This window comes from Catellatospora methionotrophica (assembly GCF_011297335.1).
In the GTDB taxonomy this organism is placed as follows: domain Bacteria; phylum Actinomycetota; class Actinomycetes; order Mycobacteriales; family Micromonosporaceae; genus Catellatospora; species Catellatospora methionotrophica.
The window spans coordinates 12,645-36,134 of record NZ_JAAOTJ010000036.1 but is presented as its reverse complement, the minus strand read 5'-3'; the positions used below and the strand labels follow the sequence as shown (position 1 = coordinate 36,134).

At 71.6% G+C, this 23,490-nt stretch carries 26 protein-coding genes; 13 read left to right on the top strand and 13 right to left on the bottom strand.

Annotation, left to right across the window (positions count from 1 at the left end; translation table 11 throughout):
- Positions 1-63 precede the first annotated feature (63 nt).
- The gene (locus HAV40_RS36535; protein WP_166388885.1) at positions 64-912 is read right to left on the bottom strand and encodes a hemerythrin domain-containing protein; all 849 of its coding nucleotides are present in this window, start codon (positions 910-912) and stop codon (positions 64-66) included.
- A 402-nt stretch (positions 913-1,314) separates the two neighbouring features.
- Between HAV40_RS36535 and HAV40_RS36530 the strand changes: the two genes are divergently transcribed.
- Positions 1,315-2,235, top strand: coding sequence for a hypothetical protein (locus HAV40_RS36530; protein WP_166388884.1), 921 nt, complete (start codon positions 1,315-1,317; stop codon positions 2,233-2,235).
- 7 nt (positions 2,236-2,242) lie between these two features.
- On the opposite strand, the gene HAV40_RS36525 is transcribed toward HAV40_RS36530, so the two are convergent.
- The 3 genes from HAV40_RS36525 to HAV40_RS36515 all read right to left on the bottom strand — a co-directional run bounded on the left by HAV40_RS36525 (position 2,243) and on the right by HAV40_RS36515 (position 5,127).
- Entirely contained in the window at positions 2,243-2,917 is a 675-nt protein-coding gene (locus HAV40_RS36525) for a thymidine kinase (RefSeq protein ID WP_166388883.1), read from the bottom strand.
- 72 nt (positions 2,918-2,989) lie between these two features.
- Entirely contained in the window at positions 2,990-4,348 is a 1,359-nt protein-coding gene (locus HAV40_RS36520; RefSeq protein ID WP_166388882.1) for an MFS transporter, read from the bottom strand.
- Complete coding sequence (locus HAV40_RS36515; RefSeq protein ID WP_166388881.1) at positions 4,345-5,127, bottom strand: glycerophosphodiester phosphodiesterase family protein; 783 nt, start codon at positions 5,125-5,127, stop codon at positions 4,345-4,347. The genes HAV40_RS36520 and HAV40_RS36515 overlap by 4 nt, the downstream gene beginning before the upstream one ends.
- 212 nt (positions 5,128-5,339) lie before the next feature.
- On the opposite strand from HAV40_RS36515, the gene HAV40_RS36510 reads away from it, so the two are divergent.
- Positions 5,340-5,558 carry a hypothetical protein gene (locus tag HAV40_RS36510; protein WP_239087042.1) on the top strand — a complete coding sequence of 73 codons (219 nt, stop codon included), beginning with the start codon at positions 5,340-5,342 and terminating at the stop codon, positions 5,556-5,558.
- A gap of 43 nt (positions 5,559-5,601) precedes the next feature.
- Here HAV40_RS36510 and HAV40_RS36505 read toward each other — a convergent pair whose 3' ends face one another.
- Positions 5,602-6,324, bottom strand: a complete 723-nt coding sequence (locus HAV40_RS36505; RefSeq protein ID WP_166388892.1) for a lysophospholipid acyltransferase family protein — start codon at positions 6,322-6,324, stop codon at positions 5,602-5,604.
- Between the two features lie 185 nt (positions 6,325-6,509).
- On the opposite strand from HAV40_RS36505, the gene HAV40_RS36500 reads away from it, so the two are divergent.
- The 3 genes from HAV40_RS36500 to HAV40_RS36490 all read left to right on the top strand — a co-directional run bounded on the left by HAV40_RS36500 (position 6,510) and on the right by HAV40_RS36490 (position 10,563).
- Positions 6,510-7,928 carry a cytochrome ubiquinol oxidase subunit I gene (locus tag HAV40_RS36500; protein ID WP_166388880.1) on the top strand — a complete coding sequence of 473 codons (1,419 nt, stop codon included), beginning with the start codon at positions 6,510-6,512 and terminating at the stop codon, positions 7,926-7,928.
- A 12-nt stretch (positions 7,929-7,940) separates the two neighbouring features.
- On the top strand, positions 7,941-9,005 hold the full coding sequence (gene cydB, locus HAV40_RS36495) for a cytochrome d ubiquinol oxidase subunit II (RefSeq protein ID WP_166388879.1): 1,065 nt from the start codon (positions 7,941-7,943) through the stop codon (positions 9,003-9,005).
- Positions 9,006-9,237: 232 nt separating this feature from the next.
- Positions 9,238-10,563, top strand: coding sequence for an extracellular catalytic domain type 1 short-chain-length polyhydroxyalkanoate depolymerase (locus tag HAV40_RS36490; RefSeq protein ID WP_166388878.1), 1,326 nt, complete (start codon positions 9,238-9,240; stop codon positions 10,561-10,563).
- A gap of 128 nt (positions 10,564-10,691) precedes the next feature.
- On the opposite strand, the gene HAV40_RS36485 is transcribed toward HAV40_RS36490, so the two are convergent.
- A complete protein-coding gene (locus HAV40_RS36485) occupies positions 10,692-11,387 on the bottom strand; it encodes a hypothetical protein (RefSeq protein ID WP_166388877.1) in 696 nt (231 codons plus the stop codon).
- Positions 11,388-11,605: 218 nt separating this feature from the next.
- Here HAV40_RS36485 and HAV40_RS36480 point away from each other — a divergent pair, with 218 nt between their 5' ends.
- The 3 genes from HAV40_RS36480 to HAV40_RS39025 all read left to right on the top strand — a co-directional run bounded on the left by HAV40_RS36480 (position 11,606) and on the right by HAV40_RS39025 (position 13,144).
- Positions 11,606-12,334, top strand: a complete 729-nt coding sequence (locus HAV40_RS36480; protein WP_166388876.1) for an SDR family oxidoreductase — start codon at positions 11,606-11,608, stop codon at positions 12,332-12,334.
- A gap of 227 nt (positions 12,335-12,561) precedes the next feature.
- Positions 12,562-12,966: a hypothetical protein gene (locus HAV40_RS36475; protein WP_166388875.1), complete on the top strand. Its 405-nt coding sequence runs from the start codon at positions 12,562-12,564 to the stop codon at positions 12,964-12,966.
- Positions 12,967-13,012: 46 nt separating this feature from the next.
- A complete protein-coding gene (locus tag HAV40_RS39025; RefSeq protein ID WP_275413534.1) occupies positions 13,013-13,144 on the top strand; it encodes a hypothetical protein in 132 nt (43 codons plus the stop codon).
- A gap of 14 nt (positions 13,145-13,158) precedes the next feature.
- On the opposite strand, the gene HAV40_RS36470 is transcribed toward HAV40_RS39025, so the two are convergent.
- Positions 13,159-14,370 carry a sensor histidine kinase gene (locus tag HAV40_RS36470; protein ID WP_166388874.1) on the bottom strand — a complete coding sequence of 404 codons (1,212 nt, stop codon included), beginning with the start codon at positions 14,368-14,370 and terminating at the stop codon, positions 13,159-13,161.
- Complete coding sequence (locus HAV40_RS36465; RefSeq protein ID WP_166388873.1) at positions 14,370-15,026, bottom strand: response regulator transcription factor; 657 nt, start codon at positions 15,024-15,026, stop codon at positions 14,370-14,372. The genes HAV40_RS36470 and HAV40_RS36465 overlap by 1 nt, the downstream gene beginning before the upstream one ends.
- Positions 15,027-15,137: 111 nt before the next feature.
- Here HAV40_RS36465 and alr point away from each other — a divergent pair, with 111 nt between their 5' ends.
- Together alr and HAV40_RS36455 are read left to right on the top strand one after the other, a co-directional pair.
- Positions 15,138-16,319, top strand: coding sequence for an alanine racemase (alr, locus tag HAV40_RS36460; protein ID WP_166388872.1), 1,182 nt, complete (start codon positions 15,138-15,140; stop codon positions 16,317-16,319).
- Entirely contained in the window at positions 16,316-17,314 is a 999-nt protein-coding gene (locus HAV40_RS36455) for a D-alanine--D-alanine ligase family protein (RefSeq protein WP_166388871.1), read from the top strand. The genes alr and HAV40_RS36455 overlap by 4 nt, the downstream gene beginning before the upstream one ends.
- Positions 17,315-17,443: 129 nt before the next feature.
- On the opposite strand, the gene HAV40_RS36450 is transcribed toward HAV40_RS36455, so the two are convergent.
- A complete protein-coding gene (locus HAV40_RS36450) occupies positions 17,444-17,863 on the bottom strand; it encodes an FBP domain-containing protein (protein WP_166388891.1) in 420 nt (139 codons plus the stop codon).
- 126 nt (positions 17,864-17,989) lie between these two features.
- Between HAV40_RS36450 and HAV40_RS36445 the strand changes: the two genes are divergently transcribed.
- The 3 genes from HAV40_RS36445 (at position 17,990) to HAV40_RS36435 (ending at position 20,411) form a co-directional block, all read left to right on the top strand.
- Complete coding sequence (locus HAV40_RS36445) at positions 17,990-18,640, top strand: HAD family hydrolase (protein ID WP_166388870.1); 651 nt, start codon at positions 17,990-17,992, stop codon at positions 18,638-18,640.
- Between the two features lie 67 nt (positions 18,641-18,707).
- Positions 18,708-18,965, top strand: a complete 258-nt coding sequence (locus HAV40_RS36440) for a hypothetical protein (RefSeq protein ID WP_166388869.1) — start codon at positions 18,708-18,710, stop codon at positions 18,963-18,965.
- A 129-nt stretch (positions 18,966-19,094) separates the two neighbouring features.
- Positions 19,095-20,411, top strand: a complete 1,317-nt coding sequence (locus HAV40_RS36435; protein WP_166388868.1) for a hemolysin family protein — start codon at positions 19,095-19,097, stop codon at positions 20,409-20,411.
- A gap of 66 nt (positions 20,412-20,477) precedes the next feature.
- Here HAV40_RS36435 and HAV40_RS36430 read toward each other — a convergent pair whose 3' ends face one another.
- The 4 genes from HAV40_RS36430 to HAV40_RS36415 form a co-directional block, all read right to left on the bottom strand.
- Positions 20,478-20,939, bottom strand: coding sequence for a hypothetical protein (locus HAV40_RS36430; protein ID WP_166388867.1), 462 nt, complete (start codon positions 20,937-20,939; stop codon positions 20,478-20,480).
- A 129-nt stretch (positions 20,940-21,068) separates the two neighbouring features.
- A complete protein-coding gene (locus HAV40_RS36425) occupies positions 21,069-21,644 on the bottom strand; it encodes a DUF4240 domain-containing protein (protein WP_166388866.1) in 576 nt (191 codons plus the stop codon).
- A 2-nt stretch (positions 21,645-21,646) separates the two neighbouring features.
- Positions 21,647-22,120: an NUDIX domain-containing protein gene (locus tag HAV40_RS36420; RefSeq protein ID WP_203672172.1), complete on the bottom strand. Its 474-nt coding sequence runs from the start codon at positions 22,118-22,120 to the stop codon at positions 21,647-21,649.
- Positions 22,121-22,204: 84 nt separating this feature from the next.
- Positions 22,205-23,452 (bottom strand): ATP-binding protein, encoded by a 1,248-nt coding sequence (locus tag HAV40_RS36415; RefSeq protein ID WP_166388864.1) that lies wholly within the window; start codon positions 23,450-23,452, stop codon positions 22,205-22,207.
- Positions 23,453-23,490 lie beyond the last annotated feature (38 nt).

The following is a 23,490-nucleotide window of genomic DNA, read 5'->3' as shown; positions in this document are numbered from 1 at the left end:
GCGCCGTTCACGATTCGCACCGGCGGCAGGCAAACGGACGATCAAGCGGCACGGCGGATCGGGTCAGGGTTCAGGGAACGACTCGCGGGCCAGGGCGAAGATCTCGTCGGGGGCGGCGGCGTCGTCGGCGGAGGTGACGGCCTCGGTGGCGGCCAGCGCGATCGCGGCCAGGCGGCGCAGCTCCTCGGCGGGCACCTGCTCGCGCAGCGCGTCGAACTCCTCGTCCTCCTCCAGCTCGCCGTGCTCGATCACGGCGTCGCGCAGGTTGGCCAGCTTCTCGGCGAAATCGTCGTGCTCCAGGCCCAGCTCGTACAGCTCCACCAGGTCCTGCTCAGCCTGGTCCTCCTCCTCGGTGCGCGCGTCGACCACGGCGTCGCCGCCGGACAGCCTGGCCCGCGCCAGCGGATGCACCAGCAACTGCTCGATGCTCTCGTGCACCGCGAGCAGCCGCACCAGCTCGGCGAACAGGTCCCGGCGGCGCGCGCCCCGCGCGGCCTCCAGCTCGTCGAACAGGTCTCCCAGCTGCTGGTGCTGGACCAGCAGCACGTCGATCACGTCGCCGGGGTCGAACGGCAGCGGCGCCGGGGCGGCCGGGGCGGGCACCCGCTTGGCCGGGCGCGGCGGCTTGGGCACTTTCGAGCTGGGCGCGTGGTCATCGGGCGGGACCACGCTCTTCTTACCCGTGGCGACCTTGGCGACGGGCCGCGCCCGCCGGTCGGAGTGCATGGACTTGACCAGCTCGCGGACCAGCTCGTCCTTGTGCATCTGCGAGGTTCCGGGCACGCCCGCCTCGCGCAGCAGCGCCCGCAGCTCCTGCACCTTCATCCGGTACACGTCGCGCTCGGTGCGGCCCGGCCGCTCGGCCTGGGCGTCGCCGGGCGCCTGGTCGTCCGCCGGCTCAGCCTGGGACATCCCACGTCACCTCGCAAAGTCCGTTTCGTCACCATAGTGACCGACCTTGTGCACACCGCGGGCCGAAACAGCGGCATAACGGCACCCGGTGGCCGCACCGTACCGACGGCAGCAGCCTCGTCCAGCCGCTATCAGCCACCCACCGCCACGCAGCCACCCAGCGCCACGCCCCGATCGTCACATCACGCCGAACAGCCGCCCACTGGGCGAAGCCTTAAACCATAGACACTGGCCTATCTAGGTGAGTTTTTGTAGATCGAACCCACCTAGATAGGCCAGCGTCTATAGCAAACCCGTCGGGCGGCAACCAAGCGCGTCCGTCGCCCTGCTGCTTGCTCGAATCCGACACCCGCCGGGGCCGCTCGACACCGACCCGATCAGACAGGATGATTCAGCAGCATCGTGGACGGAGGCCGCATCATCGACACATCCCAGCAGACCGGGCCGGTCGGCCTGGACCGGTTCCGGCTGACCGTCGCCGCCGTGGTGCTCGCCGCGGCCGGCGGAGCCGGGGCCGTCATGGCGGTGCCTGGCCGCGGCCTCGCCCCGGGTTACACCGGCACCCTGTACACCGCCCATCACCAGGTCCTGGTGGCGCTGCTCGCGCTCTGCGGCGTGCTGCTGATCGCCATGCGGCGGCCCGCGCTCACCGGAGCGGTCGCCGTAGCGGGCGCGATCACCGCCGCCCAGCTCTGCGCCACCGGCGTGTGGGCCTTCCGGCACTGGCGGCCGATGATCGGTATGAACGGCATTCCCGAGGCCAACCTCAACGAGGTCCGCCCACTGGCGCAGGCGCTGGCCATCGTCTCGGCGCTCGCCGTGCTCGCCTGCCTCGCCCTGGCCCACCGCAGCGGCGTCCGGCAGCCGGGACCGGCCGGGAGGCCGCGATTGCGGCTGCTGATCGGCGCGGCGCTGGCCGTGGCGGTGCTGCCCGTGCTCGGCATCGTCGAGACCGACTTCCTGATCCGCAAGATCGCTACCCAGATCCTGCTGTACTCGCTGCCGTGGGGCCTGGCCGTGGCGGCCTGCGTACGGCTGCACCGGCCCGCGGCGCTCGCCGCCGCGCTCGCCGTCGGCCTGAGCGCGCTCGCCCGCACCGCGCACGCCATGGCCACCACGGGTCGGTACGGCGGCCTCTCCTTCGCCCTGCCCGAGATCGCCGCCTTCGCGGCTGTCACGGCCCTCGCCGTGGGCGTGGCCGTCCTCACCGTACGCGGCACCCCGGCCGCGAGCGCTGCCGCCCTACCCGGCAGTCTGCCCGGCCGCGCCTTCACGATCGACCTGGACGCGAGCACCGAGGCGTCCCCGCAGACCGACCGGTGAGCCGCCGCTACCGGCCCAGGTCGCCCGAGCGGTAGTGGCGGCGGCAGAGGACCTGGTAGCGGACCTCGGACTGGTCGGCGGCGGCGGTGTCGCCGATGACGACCTGCTCGCCCTCGCGGGCCACCACGCCGTCGACGATGCGGGCGTTGAGCAGGCCCTCCCTGCCGCACCAGCACAGCACCTCGACCTGCAGCCGGTTGACCTCGTCGGCCAGCTCGAACAGCCGCTGCGCGGCCGGGAACAGGAACGAGCGGAAGTCCGAGGCCAGCCCGAACGCGTACACGTCGACGTCGTAGCCGTCGACCAGGTCGGCCAGCTGCTCGATCTGCTCGACCGTGTAGAAGCAGGCCTCGTCGCAGATCAGGTAGTCGATGCGGGCCCCGTCGCCCCACTCCTTGCGGACCAGCGCGATGAGGTCCAGGTCGTCGGTGACCTCGACGGCCGAGTGGGCCAGCCCGATACGGGTGGTCACCTGCGGGCCCATGGACCGGTCGTTGCGGGTCAGCACGAGGCCGCGGCGGCCCTGGCGGCCGTGGTTGTGATCCATCTGCAGGGCCAGGGTCGACTTGCCGCAGTCCATCGGGCCCCAGAAGAACTTCAGCGCGGCGCCGTGGCGCAGCCGGCCGTCCCCCGCGGACTGGCAGTGCGCCGGGGCGATGGTGGGTTCGTCAGCAGCGGTCACGGAGGGGCAGCCTAGTGGCTACCCCTCCGTTATCGGGAATCCATGACGGCGATTCGCCCGCCGCCGGGCGTGTCAGAGCTTCTCGGGCGGCGTGTTGCCGACGGCGGCGATGGCCCGCGCCATCGGCACCATCATCAGCATGATGAACCCGGCGACGAAGAACACGATCAGCGAGATGATCGCGACCCGGTAGGAGCCGGTCAGGTCGTACGCGAGGCCGAACAGCAGCGGGCCGAGCCAGCTGGTGCCCTTGTCGGAGATCTCGTAGAGGCCGAAGTACTCGCCCTCCTTGCCGCGCGGGATGAGCTGGCTGAACAGCGAGCGGCTCAGCGCCTGGCTGCCGCCGAGCACGAGGCCGATCGCGCCGCCGAGGATCACGAACGGCACCGCCTGGCCGTACGGCAGGAAGAACGCGGCGATCAGGATGCCGGTCCAGCCGACGAGGCTGCCCAGCACCGTCTTCCACGCGCCGAACGTCTTGGCGAGCCGGCCCAGCAGCATGGCGCCCGCGAACGCCAGGAACTGCACCATGAGGATCGTCGGCATGAGCACGGTGTTGTCGAAGCCGAGCTGCTTGGACCCGTACGTGCCCGCCATCGCGATGACGGTCTGGATGCCGTCGTTGTAGATGAGGAACGCGCCGAGGAAGAACAGCGTGAGCGGGAACGCCCGCATCTCCTTGAGGGTGTGCTTGAGCTGCTTGAACCCGTCGATCAGCACCGAGCCGCGGGCGGTGCCCGCCGGGGAGGGCCGGTCGCGCAGCCACAGCAGCGGCAGCGTGGTGAACGCCGCCCACCACACGCCTGCCGACACCAGCGACCAGCGGGCGATCTCGCCCTGGTTCTCCTCGCCGCCGATCAGCACGACGATCACGTTGAGCAGCAGCAGCAGGCCGCCGCCGAGGTAGCCGAAGGCCCAGCCGCGGCTGGACACCCCGTCGCGCTCGTTCTCATCGGAGATCTGCGGCAGGAACGAGTTGTAGACCACGATGCTCGCGCCGAAGGACAGGTTGGCGATGAAGAACAGCGCCGCGCCGAGCTGGTAGCGGTCCCCGGTCAGGAACACCAGGCCGCAGGTCGCCGCCGCGCCGATGTAGGCGAACACCGCGAGCCAGACCTTCTTGCGCGCGGCCCGGTCGGCGATCGCGCCGACCACCGGCAGCAGCAGCACCTGCAGGAGCACCGACAACGACGTGGTGTACGCGAACAGCGAGCCCGCCTTGAACGACATGCCCAGCAGGTGCACGTCGCCCGCGGGGTCGGCCCCGTTCTCGGCGATGGCGGTCAGGTACGGGCCGAGGAACGCGGTGACGACCGTGGTCGAGAACGCGGAGTTGGCCCAGTCGTAGAAGTACCAGCCGACCCGCTCTCGTTTGGTGCTCTGCCCATACCCTTCGGCAGGCGCGGGGGGTGCGCTGACATCAGCGGTCATGCCTGGTCCTTCCAGAGGCCCCGGTGCGTGAAGACTTCCCGTAACACGGCGATGCGATCGGTCATGATGCCATCCACACCGAGATCAAGTAACCCCTCCATCACGGCAGGATCGTCGACCGTCCACACGTGCACCTGAAGCCCCAGCGCGTGGGCGTGGTCCACGAACCGCCGGTCGACCAGCCGCACCGCGCCGAACCGGATCGGGACCTGCGCCGCGACCGCCGTCGGGGGCAGCGCGATACGCCGCCGCACCCGCGAGGCCAGCCACAGCCGCGCCGTCTCCTGCTGCGCCAGCGATGTGGCGTACATCGGACCGGCCAGCTCCCGCGCCCGCCGCAGCCGCGCGTCGGAGAACGAGGCCAGCAGCACCTGATCCGGGGTGGCCCGCTCGTGTACCGCGGTCACCGTCGGCGCGACGGCCGCGTCGGCCTTGATGTCGATGTTGAACCGGATCTCCGGCCAGGCGTCGAGCACCTCGTCGAGCCGTGGCACGGCGGCGGCCCCGCCGACCCGTACCGTCTTCAGGTCCGCCCAGGTCATGGACGCCACCGCCTGCGGTTCACCGGCGACGCGGGCCAGGTTCGCGTCGTGCAGCACGACGGCGATCCCGTCGCGGGTCGCGTGCACGTCGGTCTCGACATAGCGGTAGCCCGCCTTCACCGCACGATCGAACGCGTCGGCGGTGTTCTCGTCGCCTTCGGCGGCGCCACCCCGATGGGCGAAGGCGAGCGGCGGCGCGGCGAGATACGGATGGGGGTGACCCTGCGGCGTCTCCATCTGGGAAAGCTTGCCACTGCCGGGTGCGGATGGATGGCCCGCGTACTGACCGCTCGCCAACAACGGGCGACATCGGTGAGAATGTCCGCACCACCGCGTCGAAACAAATCGATCTTTCCGGGGCCGCTGGTGGGGAGTCCACGGCGAATCGCCGTCCAGGCGATCGCCGGGACGAGCCACTAGCGGAGTTGATGTTCTGAAGGGGTGCTCAGGTGGCCGACGACGACCCTGTGGACTGGCTGCGGCAGCTGTCCCCGGTCCAGCGTGCGCTGCTGGACAGGCTGGCTGACGGCGCGACGATAGCCGCGGCGGCCGCCGCGGAGTACCTGTCGCTGCGCACGGCCAACCGCCGCATCGCCGACCTACGCCAGGAGCTTGGCCTGGCCACCACCCGCGAACTGGTGGCGGCCTATCGCACCCGGCGGGGCTAGCCCGCGGGCACGGGCGGCAGCCGCGCGAGCCGGTCCGGGCCGGTCAGCGCGCGCTGCGGGGCCGGGCGCGGCGCGTCTCGGTGGGGCGGGACGGGTCGGTGAAGCGCGGGGCGTCGGGTTCGTCGGCGCGCAGCGGGGCCAGTTCGGCCGCGATCGCGTCGACGATGCGGTCGGCGATGCGCTGCGCCGCGCCGGGGCGTCCCTCCTCGATGCCGGTGAGGTCGACGAGCGGGCCGACGTGCACCCGTACCAGCGGCCGGTGGCGCAGCGAGCGCCAGATGACCGGCCACATGCCGGTGGGGGCGGCGTACGGCAGGACCTCGTGGCTGCCCCAGATCGCGATCGGGACGACCGGGGCGCCGGTGGCCAGGACCAGGCGGCCGACGCCGGTGCGGCCGCGCTCGGGCCACATCCCCGGGTCGAGGCCGATCCGGCCCTCCGGGTAGATCATCAGCATCGCGCCCTCGTTGAGCGCGGTGACGCTGTCGGTGACGGCGTTGGCGGCGGTCGGCTCGCCACGGTCCACCTGGATGTGGCCCTGCCAGCGCATCAGCGGCCCGATCACCGGGGTTCGGAACAGGCCCGCGTTGGCCATGATCCGCGGGTACACGCCCAGCCGGCGGAACGCCGCCGCGACCGCGATCGGGTCGAACGGGCTGATGTGGTTCGCGGCGAGGATCAGCTGCCCGCGCCGGGCCTGCTCGGGGATGTCCCCGGTGACCTCCAGGCGGGTCAGCAGACGCACCACGCCCTCGGCGAGCAGCATCGCGAAACGCAGCAGCGGGGGCGGGGACCAGCTCGTCGAGGGGCTCACGGTCCACGATCCTGCCATGCGCGGTCACGGGCCCGGGCACTTGTTCGACGCAGGGTCCGCGAAGTCGCCCACCGGCCCGTCGACCTGTGCGTATGGTCGGCGAAAGGGATCGATGCGGCAGGTGGGGAGCCCACGGCATGGACGCGACGGAACTGGCCCGGTGGCAGTTCGGCATCACCACCGTGTACCACTTCCTGTTCGTCCCGATCACGATCGGCCTGTCGTTCCTCGTCGCGGGGCTGCAGACGGCCTGGTCGCGGACCGGGAACGAGAAGTGGCTCAAGCTGACGAAGTTCTACGGCAAGCTGCTGCTGATCAACTTCGCGATGGGCGTGGTGACGGGCCTGGTGCAGGAGTTCCAGTTCGGCATGAACTGGAGCGTGTACTCGCGTTTCGTCGGCGACATCTTCGGCGCGCCGCTGGCCCTGGAGGCGCTGCTGGCGTTCTTCCTGGAGTCGACGTTCCTCGGTCTGTGGATCTTCGGCTGGGACAAGCTGCCCAAGAGGATCCACCTGGCCTGCATCTGGATCGTGGCGGTCGGCACGGTGCTCAGCGCCGCGTTCATCCTGGCCGCGAACTCGTGGATGCAGAACCCGGTCGGCTTCCGGATCAACCCGGAGCGCGGGCGGGCCGAGCTGACCGACTTCGGCGCGGTGCTGACCAACAAGGTCGCGCTGATCACCCTGCCGCACACGGTCACCGGCGCGTTCCTGACCGCGGGCGCGCTGATGGCGGCGGTGGCCATGTGGCACCTGGTGCGGCGACCCGGGCGCGACACCGAGGCGTTCCGCAGCGCCGTGAAGCTCGGCTCGTGGACGTCGTTGGTGGCGATGGCGCTGCTGTTCATCACCGGCGACATCCAAGGCAAGATCATGACCGAGGTGCAGCCGATGAAGATGGCCGCCGCCGAGGCCCTGTACACCACCGAGCAGCCCGCGCCCTTCTCGCTGTTCACCATCGGCACGCTCGACGGCAGCCGGCCGGTCTGGTCGCTGGACGTGCCGCGGCTGCTGTCGTTCCTGGCCACCGGCACCTTCGACGGCCGGGTCCAGGGCATCAACGACCTGCAGGCCGAGTACGCCGCCCGGTTCGGCCCCGGCGAGTACAAGCCCAACATCCCGGTGACGTACTGGTCGTTCCGGCTCATGATCGGCCTGGGCGTGCTGGCCGCGCTGCTGGCCCTGTGGTCGCTGTGGTCGATCCGCAAGGGCCGCTCCCCCGCGCCGGGCAGGCGGAGCACCCGGTTCCTGATGTGGGGCATGATCGCGCTGCCGCTGCTGCCGCTGGCCGCGAACTCGTTCGGCTGGATCTTCACCGAGATGGGCCGCCAGCCCTGGATCGTGTTCAGCCAGATGAAGACCGCCATCGCGGCGTCGCCGTCGGCCTCCTCCGGTGATGTGATCACCTCCCTGGTCGTCTACACGCTGCTCTACGGCGCGCTCGCCGTCGTGGAGGTCGGCCTGCTGGTCCACTATGCCCGCGCCGGGCTGCCCGACGTCGCCCCGCCGCCCGAGACCGCGTCCGACGAGGACCGGCCGCTGGCGTTCGCGTACTGAGAGGGTGCCGCCATGGAGTTGTCGACGCTGTGGTTCCTGCTCATCGCGCTGCTGTTCATCGGCTACTTCGTGCTGGAGGGCTTCGACTTCGGCGTCGGCATGCTGCTGCCGGTGCTCGGCCGCGACGAGCGCGAACGCCGCGTGCTGATCAACACGATCGGGCCGGTCTGGGACGGCAACGAGGTCTGGCTCATCACGGCGGGCGGGGCGATGTTCGCCGCGTTCCCCGAGTGGTACGCGACGCTGTTCTCCGGGTTCTACCTGCCGCTGCTGCTGATCCTGCTGGCGCTGATCCTGCGCGGCGTCGCCTTCGAGTATCGCGGCAAGCGCCCGGCCACCTCGTGGCGACGCCGCTGGGACTGGTGCATCGTGTTCGGCTCGGCCGTGCCCGCGTTCCTGTGGGGCGTCGCGTTCGCCAACATCGTGCGCGGCGTGCCGCTCAACGCCGCCCACGACTACACCGGCAGCCTGTTCACCCTGCTCAACGTGTACGCCATCCTCGGCGGCCTGACCACGGTCGCGCTGTTCCTGACCCACGGGGCGATCTTCCTGGCGCTGAAGACCACCGGCGAGATCCGGCAGCGGGCCAACCGGCTGGCCGAGCGCGTGGGCGTGGCCGCCGCGATCGCCGCCGTGCTGTTCCTCGGCGTCACCCTGCTGCGCCGGGCCACCCCGAGCGCTGTGACGCTGGCCGTACTCGCCGCGCTGTGCCTGGTCGGCGGGCTGATCTCGAACCGTGCGCCGTCGCGCACCGACCCCGAGGGCCGCCGCGAGGGCTGGGCGTTCGCGGGCACCGCCGCGGCCATCGCGCTCGCGGTCGCGTCGCTGTTCGCCGACCTGTACCCGTTCGTGCTCCCGTCCACGGTCGACCCGCTCACCAACAGCCTGACCGTGACCAACGCGTCGTCAACGCCGTACACCCTGAAGATCATGACTTGGGTGGCCCTGGTCTTCACCCCGATCGTGCTGCTCTACCAGGGCTGGACCTACTGGGTGTTCCGCAAGCGCATCGGTGTTCAGCACATCCCCGACGAAGCCGCGCAGATGCCCGCACCCGGCGGCCGGGCTGTCGGGTAGCAGCGCGACCGCTCGGCGCTGCGGCGCTACCGCTCGCCGACGCGGCATGACACACATTCACCGACACCACTAGACTCACCGAGCGGGAGCAACGACCGTCCACCCGGGGTGGGCGGCCCATCCGACTGCCGAGGGCGCACCGGGCCGAGCCCGCGTGGCGGCAGCGCACACGCGCATCTCCCGCTCGCCGATGCGGCCGGGACGTGCGTCTCCTCGGCAAGGAGCACGCCCCATGACCCCACGCAGAGCCCTGCACGCCCTGTGGCTCGCCGTCGTCCCCCTGATCGCGGCGGTGGTCCTCACCGTCGCCACCCCGGCCGCCGCGGCCAGCCTCACCGAGGTCACCGGCTTCGGCGCCAACCCCGGCAACCTGCGCATGTACCTCTACGTCCCGAACACCGTCGCGCCCCAGCCCGCGCTGCTGGTCGCGGTGCACTGGTGCCACGGCGACGGCACCGCCATGTACAACGGTTCCGACTTCGCCCGGCTCGCCGACCAGTACGGCTTCATCGTGATCTACCCGTCGGTGACCCGCAGTGACGGCTGCTTCGACGTCGCCTCGTCCGCCACGCTCACGCACAACGGCGGCGGCGACTCGCTCAGCATCGTCTCGATGACGAAGTACGTGCAGCAGACCTACCACGCCGACACGGCACGCACCTACGTCACGGGGGTGTCGTCAGGCGGCATGATGACCAACGTCCTGCTCGGGGCCTACCCGGACGTGTACCGGGCGGGCGCGGCGTTCGCCGGGGTGCCGTTCGGGTGCTTCGCCGGGACGGAGAGCTGGAGCAGCGCCTGCGCGCAGGGGCAGGTCGTCAAGACCCCGCAGCAGTGGGGTGACCTGGTCCGCAACGCCTATCCCGGCTACACCGGAGCCCGGCCCCGGATGCAGCTGTGGCACGGCGTCAACGACGAGGTCCTGTCGTACGTCAACTTCGGCGAGGCGATCGAGCAGTGGACCAACGTGCACGGCCTGAGCCAGACGCCGACCTCGACCGACACACCGCAGTCGGGCTGGACCCGCACCCGCTACGCCAACGGCTCCGGACAGGTGCTCGTCGAGGCGGTCAGCATGGCCAACACCTCGCACAACCTGCCCGTGCAGTACGGCGCGGCGGCCACCTTCTTCGGCCTGACCACGACCCCGAGCCCGTCAGCCTCCCCCAGCTCGTCGCCGTCGGCTAGGCCGAGCGCGTCACCGTCGGTGTCACCCTCGCCGTCCCGGCCGCCGTCGCCGTCACCCAGCGGCTCTGCACTGCCCGGCGGCTGCACGGCGGTGTTCACCGTGAGCAACGCGTGGACCGGCGGGTACGTGGCCGCGGTGCGGGTGACCGCAGGCGGTGGCGGGATCGGCGGCTGGCGGGTGGCACTGGCACTGCCGTCCGGCGCGACGCTGGTCAACGGCTGGAACGGGCAGTTCACCGGGGCGACCGGCACGGTCCAGGTAGGCAACCTGGGTTACAACGGCACCCTGGCCGCAGGCGCCTCCACGGACTTCGGCTTCCAGGCCAACGGCGGCCCGTCCGGCACCACCGTGACCTGCACCGCACTGTGACACCACACCGCACTGCGGGCCGTGGCGGCGACTCGGTTCGCCGGTCCGACCGGCGCTGACCACGGTCCGAACGGTGACGAAGAAAAAAGCGGGGCGGCCGTGACGGCCGCCCCGCTTCGCGTCGGACTTCAGGCGCCTGCCGCGCCCAGCTCGGCGAGCTTGGCCTCCAGCTCGGCCAGCTCCGCGCGCAGCTTCAGCGCGTGCGACTCGGCCTCGGCCCGCTCGGCGGACAGGATGTGCTCCACCGCCTCCTGCACCCCCGGCACGTCCAGCATCGACACCATCTTCAGCGCCTCCTGGGCCTTGATGATGTACGGCTTGGCGAGCGCCTTGGTGCCCTGGACCGCGCCGACCGTCCACTCGCCCTCGGTGTAGGCCAGCGTCACGGTCAGCCCGGCCGGCGGCTTGACCTTCGGGCCCTTGCCGGCGGCGGGCCTGCGCGGGGCGGGCGCGACGACGGGCGTCTCCTGCTCGGACACCTCGGGATTTACGGACACGGGTCGCTCCTGACGGACAGGCTTCTCACGGATGATCATGAACTCGGGCTCGGGCGGGGCGACGGGCTCCGGAACCGGCTCGGGCGCGGGCTTGCGGCCCGTGGCGCCCTTGGGCGCGATGATGAGGTCGCCGGGCGCGAACGGCAGCACGTCGCTGCCGAACTTCACCATGATCCACTCATCGTGGGCGGCCGGGTCGTCGAGCTGCACGACCTGTCCCAGCTGGCCCGCGATCTGGCCGGCCGCCTCGGTGAACATGACCCTGGGCCGCTTGCCGGTCGCAAGCGTCTCCTGGATCTGCGTCAACTCCTGAGTCGACAGTGCCATAACCGCGCTCCCACCCTCCACCAGCGGCAGCACGGCCACCGCATCCACCCTCGCCGAACACATGTTTGATACGCATGTTCTATCAGAGCCCACCGACAAAGGCGGCACCGACATCATGCGGAAAGTGGGGACATCTTCGCAGCACCGCCGCGCTCCGCGCAGAGGGGTGTGTCGGCGGTGACAGTGCCAGACCCGCGCCGCGTTGCTCTAATGGACCGATGGGGATCATCATCGTGACCGGCGGAAGCCGCGGCATCGGCGCTGCCACCTGCGTGAAGCTGGCCGCGGCGGGGCATGACGTGACCGTCGGCTACCGCGGCGACGCCGACGCGGCGGCACAGGTCGTGGCGAAGATCGAGGCCGCCGGACGGCGGGCCATCGCGGTACGCGTCGACGTGTCCGACGGCACGCAGGTGCGCGAGCTGTTCGACCGTACGCAGGCCGCGCTCGGCACGCCCACCGGGCTGGTCAACAACGCCGCGGTGAGCAGCACGATGGGCCCGTTCACCGAGCTGTCCGAAGCCGACCTGCGCCGGGTGTTCGACGTCAACGTCATCGGCGCGGTCCTCTGCGCCCAGGAGGCCGCCCGCCGAATGGCCCCCGGCGGCGCGATCGTCAACGTCTCCTCGGTCGCGGCGAACCTGGGCAGCCCCGGCGAGTACGTGCACTACGCCGCATCGAAAGCCGCCGTCGAGACGCTGACCGTCGGCCTGTCCAAGGAGCTCGGCCCGGCCGGGATCCGGGTCAACACGGTCTCCCCCGGCATCATCCACACCGGATTCCACGCCGGCAGCGGCGAACCCGGCCGCGCCGACCGCCTCGGCCCCGCCGCCCCGCTGGGCCGCTCCGGCCAGCCCGAAGAGGTCGCCAACGCCATCGCCTGGCTCCTCAGCGACGAAGCCTCCTACACCACCGGCGCCACCCTCAAAGTCTCCGGCGGCCGCTGACCCCGACTCCGCCCACCCCGCCACCCCGCCACCCCGCCGCTCCGCCGCTCCGCCGCTCGTCTTGATCGCCGTTTGAGGTCAAGATCTGCGCTCCCACCGCACTTTCTGACCTCAAGCAGCGATCATCACCCGCGCAACCGCGACTCCTAGGCGCCCGGAATCCCGTTGACGGGCGCGGCACCTATGTTGGATAGTGACGCTATCCGCTATCCGATGAGAGGACTGCCATGTCCAGCGCCACCCTTCTCACTGCCGGGATCCTGCTGATCACCGTGTCGACGATCGTCTTCGGCGGGCTGTCGCTGCTGATGAGCATCGTCAAGCGCATCCCCGGCTACCTCGACAACCCGGTACGCCGGGCGCTGTGGACGGCCGGGCACGCCCACGCGGGCGTACTGGTGATCTTCGCGCTGGTCGCCCTGCCCTACCTCGACCGGACCGGCTACGGCCCGGGCACGCAGACGCTGGTCCGAGCGCTGCTGGTGGCCCCGCCGATCGTGATGGCGCTGGGCTTCTTCCTGTCCGTCGCCCGACCGTCCGACACCAAGCCGAACAAGCTCATCTGGCTCGTCCCGCTCGGCGGCGCGTCCCTGGCCGCGGGCACGCTCATCCTCGGCCTCGGCCTCGTCTGAGTTCCGCCCTGGCCGCGCGAACATGAGGGGCCGGTAGCGTCCCCTCATGTTCTACGACGGCACGCTGCGCATGTTCTACGACGGCACGCTGCGCCCGGAGTTCCTGACCGAGGCCGGACACCTGGACCGGGTCGGACTCCACGCGGCCATGCTCGCCGGTCGTCCTGTCCTGCGCTGAGGCCGGGCCACCAGTCAGTGGAGCGGGGCGTCGTGCGGTTCGGGCTGGGCCGGGGCGACGAGCACGGGTTCGGCGAGCGGGTGCGCGGAGCGGGGCAGGATGACCCGGACCACCAGGCCGCCGCCGGGTCGGGGCACGGCGACGGCGTCGCCCCGGTGGGCCTGCGCGACCGCGCGCACGATGGACAGCCCGAGGCCGCTGCCGCGTGACGAGCCGACCCGGTCGGTGAGCCGCCGGAACGGCTCGAACAGGGTCGGCACCTCGTACGACGAGATGACCGCGCCGGTGTTGCTGACCACGATCTCGGCGTGGCGGGGCCGGGCGACGGTCTGCACGCGTACCCAGCCGCCGTCGACGTTGTAACGGGTCGCGTTGTCGATCAGGTTGCGGATCATCTGTTCGAGCAGGATCGGGTCGCCGATGACCGGCGACGGGGCCAGTTCCCGGCCGATCTGCACGCCCAGCCGCCGGGCCAGGCTCTCGGTCGTGTCGGCGGCGATGGTGGCCAGCTCCGCGACGTCGACCTGGCGGCGCTCGGTGACCGCGTCCTCGGCGCGGGCGAGGGTGAGCAGGGCGTCGATGAGCCGTTCGTGGCGCTCGTTGACCGCGAGCAGGTTCTGCCCGAGCTGGTGCACCTGCGGCGGGCTGTCGGGGCGGCTCATGGCGACCTCGACCAGGGTGCGGTTGAGCGCGATCGGGGTCTTCAGCTCGTGGGCCGCGTTGGCGATGAACCGGCCCTGACCGGCGAAGGCCTCGTCGAGCCGGTCGAGCATGCTGTCGAACGAGTCGGCCAGGCTCTTGACCTCGCCGGGCGGGGCCTCCAAGTCGATGCGCTTGTGCAGGGTGCGCCCGGCGATCCGGTGCGCGGTCGCGGTGATCATGCTCAGCGGGCGCAGCAGCCGCCCGGCGACGAACCAGCCCGCGGCGGTGGCCAGCACCCACATCGCCAGCAACGTCAGCCCGCCCTTGAACAGCAGGTTCGCCTGCATCGAGTCCATGATCGTCTGCTTGGACGCCGCCAGCGAGGTCATCGCCTGCTCGGGGCTCTGGTCCAGATCGGGCCGGAAGCCCGAGTACTTGTCGGCGAAGAAGATGCCCATGCTGTACTCCATGGCGTTGTCGACCATGATCAGCATGCCGGCCAGCACCGAGCCGCCCGCCAGGGCGAACACGAGGCTGAACACGACGGTCAGGCGTACCCGCAGATTGCCGCGCCACTCGCCCATCAGCGGATCCGGTAGCCGACGGCGGTGACCGTCTCGATCGGCTGCGGATCGCCCAGCTTGCGGCGCAGGCCGCTGATGGTGACCCGGACGATGGTGGTGAACGGGTCCATGTTCTCGTCCCAGACCTTCTCCAGCAGCGTCTCGGCCGACACCACCGCGCCCTCGGCCCGCAGCAGTTCCTCCAGGACCGCGAACTCCCGGCGCGACAGGCTCACGTAACGGCCGTCCCGGTAGGTCTCGCGGTGGTGCGGATCGAGCCGGATCCCGGCCCGCTCCAGCACCGGCGGCGTGGCCGGGCGGGCCCGCCGCCCCAGCGCCCGCACCCGCGCCACCAGCTCGGCGAACGCGAACGGCTTGGCCAGGTAGTCGTCGGCCCCGAGGCTGAGCCCCGCCACCCGCTCGGCGACCGTCACCGACACGGTGAGCATCAGCACCCGCACATCCAGGCCCTGCGCCACCACCTGCCGGCACACCTCGTCGCCGTGCACCCGGGGCAGGTCACGATCCAAGATCATCACGTCGTACGCATTGACGGCCAGCTTCTCCAGCGCGGCCGCCCCGTCGTAGGCGACGTCGACGGCGATGGCCTCCTGCCGCAGCCCCTCGGCGACGGCCTCGGCCATCAACTCCTCGTCCTCCACGACCAGGACCCGCACCCCGCCACCTCCTCGTACCGACCGACCGCCAAGTATGCACGGGCGTTGTTAGCGCAGCGTTAGTGAAATCCCTCTCGGTACGCTCACACCCACTGCTGTTGGCTACCGACCGTGACTGGAGAGCAGGCGGAGGCGGTAGTCGACCTCGCGGCGATCGCGGGCAACGTCGAGCGGATCGCCGGGGCCACGAGCGCCGCGGTGATGGCCGTGGTGAAGGCGGACGGGTTCGGCCACGGCGCGGTGCCGGTGGCCCGCGCCGCGCTGTCCGGCGGCGCGACCTGGCTCGGCGTCACCAGCGCCACCGAAGCCCTCGAGCTGCGTACCGCCGGGCTCACCGCCCCGGTGCTGAGCTGGCTGCACTCCCCCGCCACCGACTTCGCCGCCCTGCTCGCCGCCGACGTGGACGTGTCCGTGGCGGCCCCGGAACTGCTCGACGCGGTCGCCGCCGCGGCCCGCGCCACCGGCCGCACCGCCCGGGTCCACCTGAAGATCGACACCGGCATGTCGCGGCACGGCGCGACCGCCGACGGCTGGCCGGAGCTGGTCGCCTGGTCCCGCAAGTACGAGCGCGAGGGCGTGCTCCGCGTCCGTGGCGTCTGGTCGCACCTGGCCACCGCCGACTCCTCCCCGTACGGCGTGACCGCGCAGACGGCCGCGTTCACCGAGGCGGTGGCGTACGCCCGCGACGCCGGGCTGGACCCCGAACTGCTGCACCTGGCCAACTCGGCGGCCGTGTTCACCGCCCCGCGGACCCACTTCGACCTGGTCCGCGCGGGCATCGCCGTCTACGGCGTCGAGCCCGTGCCCGGTCGCGCCATCGGGCTGCGCCCCGCGCTGACCCTGCGTACACAGGTGATCATGGTCAAGCGGGTGCCCGCCGGAACCGGGGTCTCCTACCAGCACACCCACGTCACGTCCCGGCCCACGACTCTCGCGCTGATCCCGCTCGGCTTCGCCGACGGCATCCCGCGTGGCGTCGACGGCCGCGCACAGGTCCTGCTCGGGGGGCGGCGACTGCCGATCATCGGCCGCGTCGCCATGGACCAGTGCGTAGTCGACGCGGGCGACCTGGACGTCCACCTCGGCGACCCGGTCACCGTGCTCGGCCCCGGCGACGACGGCGAACCCACCGCCGCCGACTGGGCCGCCTGGGCCGCCACCAACCCCCACGAGATCCTCACCGGCATCGGCACCCGCGTGCCGCGCCGCCACGAGGGGAAGGGCACCGTCGCCTCGGACGCCGGTGCGCGAGGTGCCCTTCCTCTCCTGCACCACGGAAGGAAACGTCGATGAAGCTGGCCGTCGTGTACGGGGGGCGGAGCGGGGAGCACGAGGTGTCGTGCAAGAGCGCGCGCAGCATCCTGGCTCACCTGGACCGCGAGCGGTACGAGATCACCGAGGTGGTCATCGGGCGCGACGGCGCGTGGCACGTCGACGGCATCCCGGTCGGCATCGGCGACGCGTTACGCGCCCTGGGCCGCGCCGACGTGGTCTTCCCCGCGCTGCACGGCCCGTACGGCGAGGACGGCACGGTGCAGTCGCTGCTGGAGATGGTCGGCGTGCCGTACGTCGGCAGCGGCGTGCTGGCCAGCGCCACCGGCATGGACAAGGAGTTCACCAAGAAGATCCTGGCCGCCGACGGGCTGCGGGTCGCCGACGGCGTCGTGCTGCGCCCCGGCCAGGACGACGTGTCCCCTGCCGACCGCGAGCGCCTGGGCCTGCCCGTGTTCGTCAAACCGGCCCGTGCCGGGTCCAGCATCGGCGTGACCCGCGTCGACGACTGGGCACAGCTGCCCGCAGCGCTGGCCGCCGCCCGCGAATGCGACGGCAAGGTCCTGGTCGAGGCCGGGGTCGCCGGGCGCGAGGTCGATGTGGCCGTGCTGGAGCACCCGGACGGCTCGCTGCAGGCCGGTCCGCCGCTGGAGATCCGGGTCGCCGACGGGCACGGCTTCTTCGACTACGACGCCAAGTACACCGCCGGTGAGGTGATCTTCGACATCCCGGCGCGGCTCGACCCGTGGGTGACCGCACTGCTGCAGTGCCGGGCGCTGCAGGCGTTCGCCGCCCTGGAATGCCGGGGCCTGCTCCGGGTCGACTTCTTCCTGCCCGCCGACGGCGGCGAACCGGTCCTGAACGAGGTCAACACGTTCCCGGGCTTCACCGCCGCGTCGCAGTACCCGCGCATCTGGCAGGCCGCCGGAATGACCTACCCGGACCTGCTGAACACGCTCGTGAACACGGCCGCCGCGGCGGCGGCCCGCTCGCTGACCCTGGCCGGTCGGCGCTGAGACGCCGCGGGGGCCGGGCCACTCGGGGTAGGGCCCGGCCCCCGCGGACACCTCGCGCCGGTCCGGGGACGCCGGCCGCCCGAACCTGGCGGCTTAGGCGGATCGTCGTCCCCGGACCGGCGCACCAGCTCAGGAGTGCAGCACCTCGGCGATGAACGCGTCGACCCTGGCCTCGACCTCGTCGCCCGGCGCGCACGCCAGGTCGGCGCACATGTAGGTGCCGATCGTGTCACCGCGCCGTCCCGCATCGCCCTTGCGGCGCGCGGTGAACAGGGTGACCTCGTCGGAGGGGCGCACCGACTGGCACAGCAGACACATCGCGGCGCGCCGGCGCGACATCACCGAGTCTGCGGCCCGCAGCAGCAGCCCGACCGGCTCGCCATCGCGCCAACGCACCAGGTAGCCCCGGCGGTCGAGCCTCGCGTCGCGCCAGCCGAGGAAGGTGCGCTGCGACCAGTCCAGCTCGGCGAAGTCCTTCGGCAGCGTCATCGCCGACGCGTCGCCGCGCGAGCAGTTCGCCATAGACCGCCTGATCTGCGGTTCTGTCATCGCGTCCACCCGGCGCAGGCTACGCGCGGCCGTACGGCCGCAACCACCCGTTTTCCGCCGGTGACCGGCAGCACCCGGGCCGTACCCGTGCGGCGTAACCGCCTCCGCGCCCGATATCCTGGGCCGATGATCAAGGCCGTGGTGTTCGACGTGGGCGAGACGCTGATCGACGAGACCCGCATCTGGAGCCGCTGGGCCGACCGCCTGGGCGTGCCCCGCTTCGCCATGCTCGGGCTGCTCGGCGGCATGGCCGCGATGGACCGCCCGCACGGCGACGCGTTCGCGCTGCTGCGCCCCGGCCTGGACGTCGATGCCGAGATGGCCGCCTGGGCCACCGACGACCCCGACGGGCTGCGCGAGAACTTCGACATCGACGACCTCTACCCCGACGTGCGCCCGGCCTTCGCCGAGCTGCGCCGCCGCGGCCTGGCCGTGATCATCGCGGGCAACCAGCCGCCGCAGGCCAAGGCCGCCCTGGAACGCATGGACCTGCCCGTCGACGCGATCTACACCTCGGCCGAGTGGGGCATCGAGAAACCCCACCCGAGCTTCTTCACCAAGGTCGCCGAAGTCGCCGAGCTGACGCCCGCGGCGATCTGCTACGTCGGCGACCGGGTCGACAACGACGTGCTGCCCGCCACCCGCGCGGGCATGAAGCCCGTGCTGGTCCGGCGCGGCCCGTGGGGTTACCTCGGCTCGGAGAAACCCGACGCGGCCCGCCACGCCACCATCGTCGACAGCCTCGGCGCCCTGCCCGACCTGCTGCGACCCGCCTGATTCGCGATCCGCCTGCGGGCCGCCGCCCGCGCTCATAGCGTGGATGGTGATCCGTCGAGGAGGAGCGATGCCCAAGAACAACCATTCGCGCCGGCACCCGCACCAGGACAAGCCGCGCGTCGAGCAGGACCAGCCCGGAACGCCGCACGCCGAGCACGACCACGCGCCCGGCGAGCACGCCGCCTGGGCGTCCGAGCACGCGCAGGAGCAGTCCCGCCAGCGCGCGATGGCCGCGCGGGAGAAGACCACGCGGACGAAGATGTCGGTGGGCCAGTCCGGCACGATGCGCCTCAAGAAAGGCAACCAGCCCCGCGGCGGCCGCTGAGCGAACCCAGCCCCAGGGCCGTGACCTGCTGCTACCGTTGACCGAATGGAAGGCTGTGATACCGGGCCGGGCCGACGCCCGGCCTGCGCGTACCGGCTGACACTCCAGGCGGGCCTCAGGTGATCTGTGGTGGGCGACCACTGGATTCAGCTCGTACTGGTAGCCGTACTGATCATCCTTAACGCGCTGTTCGCCGGCAGCGAGATGGCGCTGGTCTCGTTGCGTGAGGGCCAGCTGCGCCGGATGGAGCAGCAGGGCGGTGGCGCCGCGGCCGCCGCGGCACTGGCCCGCGACCCGAACCGTTTCCTGGCCACCATCCAGATCGGCATCACCCTGGCCGGGTTCCTGGCCTCGGCGACCGCCGCGATCGCGCTGGCCGAAGTGCTCCAGCCCGCACTGGGCTTCCTCGGCCGCGCCGCCCGCCCCGCCGCCGTCATCGTGGTGACCCTGCTGCTGACGTTCCTCACCCTGGTCTTCGGTGAACTCGCGCCCAAACGCGTCGCCATGCAGCACGCCGAGCGGTGGGCACGCCTGGCGGGCCGCCCGCTGACCGTGCTCGCGAGCATCTCCCGACCGTTCGTCTGGGTGCTGAGCAAAGCCACCGACCTGGGCGTACGCCTCATGGGCGGCGACCCGAACCAGCACCGCGGCGACGAGATCACCCCGGCGGAGGTGCGCGACATGGTCAGCGTGCACCGCGGTTTCACCGCCGAGCAGCGGCTCATCATCGCCGGAGCCGTGGAGATCACGGAACGGGTGCTGCGCGAGGTGCTGATCCCGCGCCGCAACGTGTTCACCCTCGACGCCGACATGCCCGTCGAGGTCGCCCGCAAGGAACTCGCCGGTTCGGGCTTCTCCCGCGCCCCCGTCGTACGCCGCCGCGACCTCGACGACACGCTCGGCGTCGTCCACCTGCGCGACCTGCTGCTCGACGACGCCGCCCACCTGTCCGCCGTGGCCCGCCCGGCGCTGCTGCTGCCCGACTCGCTGCACGCCGCCGACGCGCTGCGCCGCTTCAAGCTCGAACACCAGCAGTTCGCGCTGGTCGTCGACGAGCACGGCGCCGTCGACGGCATCGTGACCCTCGAAGACCTGCTGGAGGAGGTCGTCGGCGAGATCTACGACGAGACCGACCGCGACGTGATGGCGGTCCAGCAGGGCGACGACGGCGACATGCTGCTGCCCGGCACGTTCCCGATCCACGACCTGTCCGACATCGGGGTGAACCTCGACGAGCGGCCCGGCGGCGACTACATCACCATCGCGGGGCTGGTCATCGCCGTGCTGGGGCACGTGCCGACCCGGCCGGGCGAGATCGTGCACCTCGACGGCTGGACCGCCCAGGTGACCTCCGTCGACCGGCACGCGATCACCGAGATCCGGCTGCGCCCCTGCGGCGGCCCGGCGGGCGACGCCCTGTGCCCACCCAAGCCCCGCGCGGGGTGAATCAGGACGCTCGTTACAGCTGGGCGATGTCGCACCGGCAGCGTTCGGAGACCGGCCGGCGGCCCGTCAGCGCTGCCTGCGTAACGCATGGCCCCGGCCGGCCGCCGTCCCCCTGATCCGCTTCGTGCGGCCGTGTTCGGCCAGCAGGCGCAGCACCTCGGGCACCGTCGACACCTCGGACAGGGTTCGCTGCAGCCAGTCGGTCCAGGTCGCGATCAGCTCAGGGCCGAGTTCGGGCACGTCACCGTTTACGTCCAGGACCGCGTGCTCGGCCGCGCGGCGGGTGGCGTACGCCCGCCCGTGCTCGTCGGGGGCCAGCGCCGCCCACCGGTCCCGGCCCGCGCGGTCGATCCCGAGCATCGCCAACGCGACCGCCATCACCAGCACCGGGTCAGGGTCCACCGCCACCGTGGCCATCAGCTGCTCGCGGCACTCCGGACTGCCCATCGCCTGCTGGTAGAGCGGCCAGCGTTCGTGCTCGTCATGCATCCCCACCGGCACCGGCATCCCGACACACTCGGCAAGCATCACCACCTCCCCCACCAACAACCCGCACCCCCTCATGCAGAAGGAAGGGCACCTTCCCAACGGATGTCCGTGTGGAAGGTGCCCTTCCTTCGTTCAGCTCGTATGGCAGATCATCGCAGGGGCGCGCGCTCAGCTGCCGAACATTTCCGTCAGCCGGGGAAACCTCGACCGGCCCTCCTCCGCGCCGAAGCTGACAAATCGGCCGCAGGGCTCCTCGCACGGGCGCTGCTCGAACTCCGCCGGTTCCACGATCGCGGCGGCGACCGCAGGGGGAAGCCTGCCGAGGACGATCTCGAAAGCCTGCTCGGCGACGCCGCACACCTCGCCCATGGCCGGGAAGGCTGCGTTGCTCCAGTCACCGCCGGCCAGCACCGCGATCTCGGGAAGCTCGGCGAGCGCATCGGGGTCGGCGAGCACGTCCTCGAACACGTCCCGGCCCAGGTGGACCAGCCACAGCCGGAAGTCGTGGAAGGTATCCGTCGAGCAGCCGCCGCACCGGGCGAAGACGAGGTCGGCCGCGGCCAGCAACTCCCACCGCGCCGCCCGGTCGGCCAGCCGCATCATGGTCGCGTGGAACCGGGCGATCTGCGGGATCGGGCGGCGGCCGAGCTCGCGGGCGAGCGCGTCGCAGAACCCGGCCCGACCGGTACGGGTACGCACCTGTTCGACCAGGTCCCAGAAGTCGTCGATGTCGTCGCGTGGCACGATCAGCCCAGGTACGGGGTCGGGCGGCGGTCGAGGTGGTGGCGCAGGCGCAGGCGGGTCGACTCGTGGATCGGCAGCGCGGCGAACGCGGCGGGGTCGACATAGCGCAGGTCGGTGGACTCGTCGCTGATCGTCAGCAGGCCACCGGTGACCCGGGCGCGGTACACGAGGCTGAACTGCTGGCGCACCTCGCCGTCGCCGTACGCGATGACGTGCCCCGGGTCGGTGTAGACGCCGACCAGGCCGGTGATCTCGATGTCGAGGCCGGTCTCCTCGCGGACCTCGCGGACCACGCACTGTTCGAGGGTCTCGCCGATCTCCATCGTGCCGCCGGGCAGTGACCAGTTGCCCGAGTCGGCGCGCCGCTGCAGCAGCACCCGGCCGTGCTCGTCGGCGATGACGGCGACCCCGCCGGGCACCACTCGGGTGGCGAGCGGCGCGTCGGGGTCGTGATAGTGGTCCCGGCGTCTGTTCACTGCCGCCATGTGCGACGCGCCTCCCGTCTCCCCGTCCTGACGATGATCTCGCCGACAGTAACGGTGGAACGCCATCTCGTGGCGTCAGAGCAGTTTCTGCTTCTTCAGGTAGGTGACGAGTTCGTCGTACGCGCCGCCCTCGTTGGCGAACATCGCCACGTTGCGGGCGGTGGTGAACCACGGACCCGTCGACGGGCGCACCTCGCGCAGCGCCTGCTCGAAGTCGCGCTGCTCGATCATCCGCAGGTCGCCGCTGGTGATCGAGGCGTGCATGGCGTACTCGGTGGCGGTCTCGCACAGGTGCGCCAGGTCCGCGCCGGAGAACTGCTCGGTGCTCGCCGCGAGCTTCTTCAGGTCGATGCCCGCGATGGGCCGCTGCCGCAGGTGGTATTCGAGGATCGAGCGCCGGGCGGCGGCGTCCGGCGGGGCGACCAGCACGGTGCGGTCCAGCCGGCCGGGGCGGCGCAGGGCCGGGTCGACGTCCCACGGGGCGTTGGTCGCGGCGAGCACGAACACGCCCTCGTTGCCGCCCTCCATGCCGTCGAGTTCGGCCAGCAGCTGGTTGCCCAGCGTACGCATCGCCGAGGACTTCATCTGGCTGCGCTTGTGCCCGAGCGCGTCGACCTCGTCCAGGAAGATCACGCACGGGGCGTTGCGGCGGGCCGTCTCGAAGATCTCGTGCAGGTTGCGCTCGGACTCCCCGATCCACATGTTCAGCACGTCGACCAGTGAGATCGTGGTGAACTTGGCACCCATCTCCCCGGCGACCGCCCGGGCCAGGAACGTCTTGCCGCAACCGGGCGGGCCGTAGAGCAGCAGGCCGCCGCGCAGGCTCTTGCCGTACAACTCGCGCAGTTTCGCGTTCTTCATCGGCGCGAGGAACGCCAGCTCCAGGCGCTTCTTGACGTCGGTCATGCCGCCGACGTCGGCCAGGCGCACCTGGCTGGTCTCCAGGTCGAAGACCCGGTCGCCGTCCCCGCGCACCGCGTCGGGCTCGTCGTCGGCGGCGAAGCGCATCGGCACCGCGTCGGCGAACTGCTCCTCGTACGCCTTCCAGTCCAGCTCGCCGGGCGAGGAGGCGGGCCGCTCGGGTTCGGTGGGCGGCGGGGCCGGCGGGGCGGTGGGCTGGACGGGTCCGCCGAGGGCGCGGGCCATCAGCGCCTGGGCCTGCTCGTGCTGCGGGTGCTGCGCCAGCACCGCCGCGAGCTGCCCGATCGCCTCGCCCGGCCGGTCCGCGGCGACCAGCAGCTCGGCGACATGCAGCCGCAGCGGCACGTCGTCGGGGCGGGCGGCGACGGCCGCGAGCAGACTTTCGATCAGCGGGGAGCTCATGGCGTGCCATTATGCTGTGCCCGCCCGAACCGGCAACG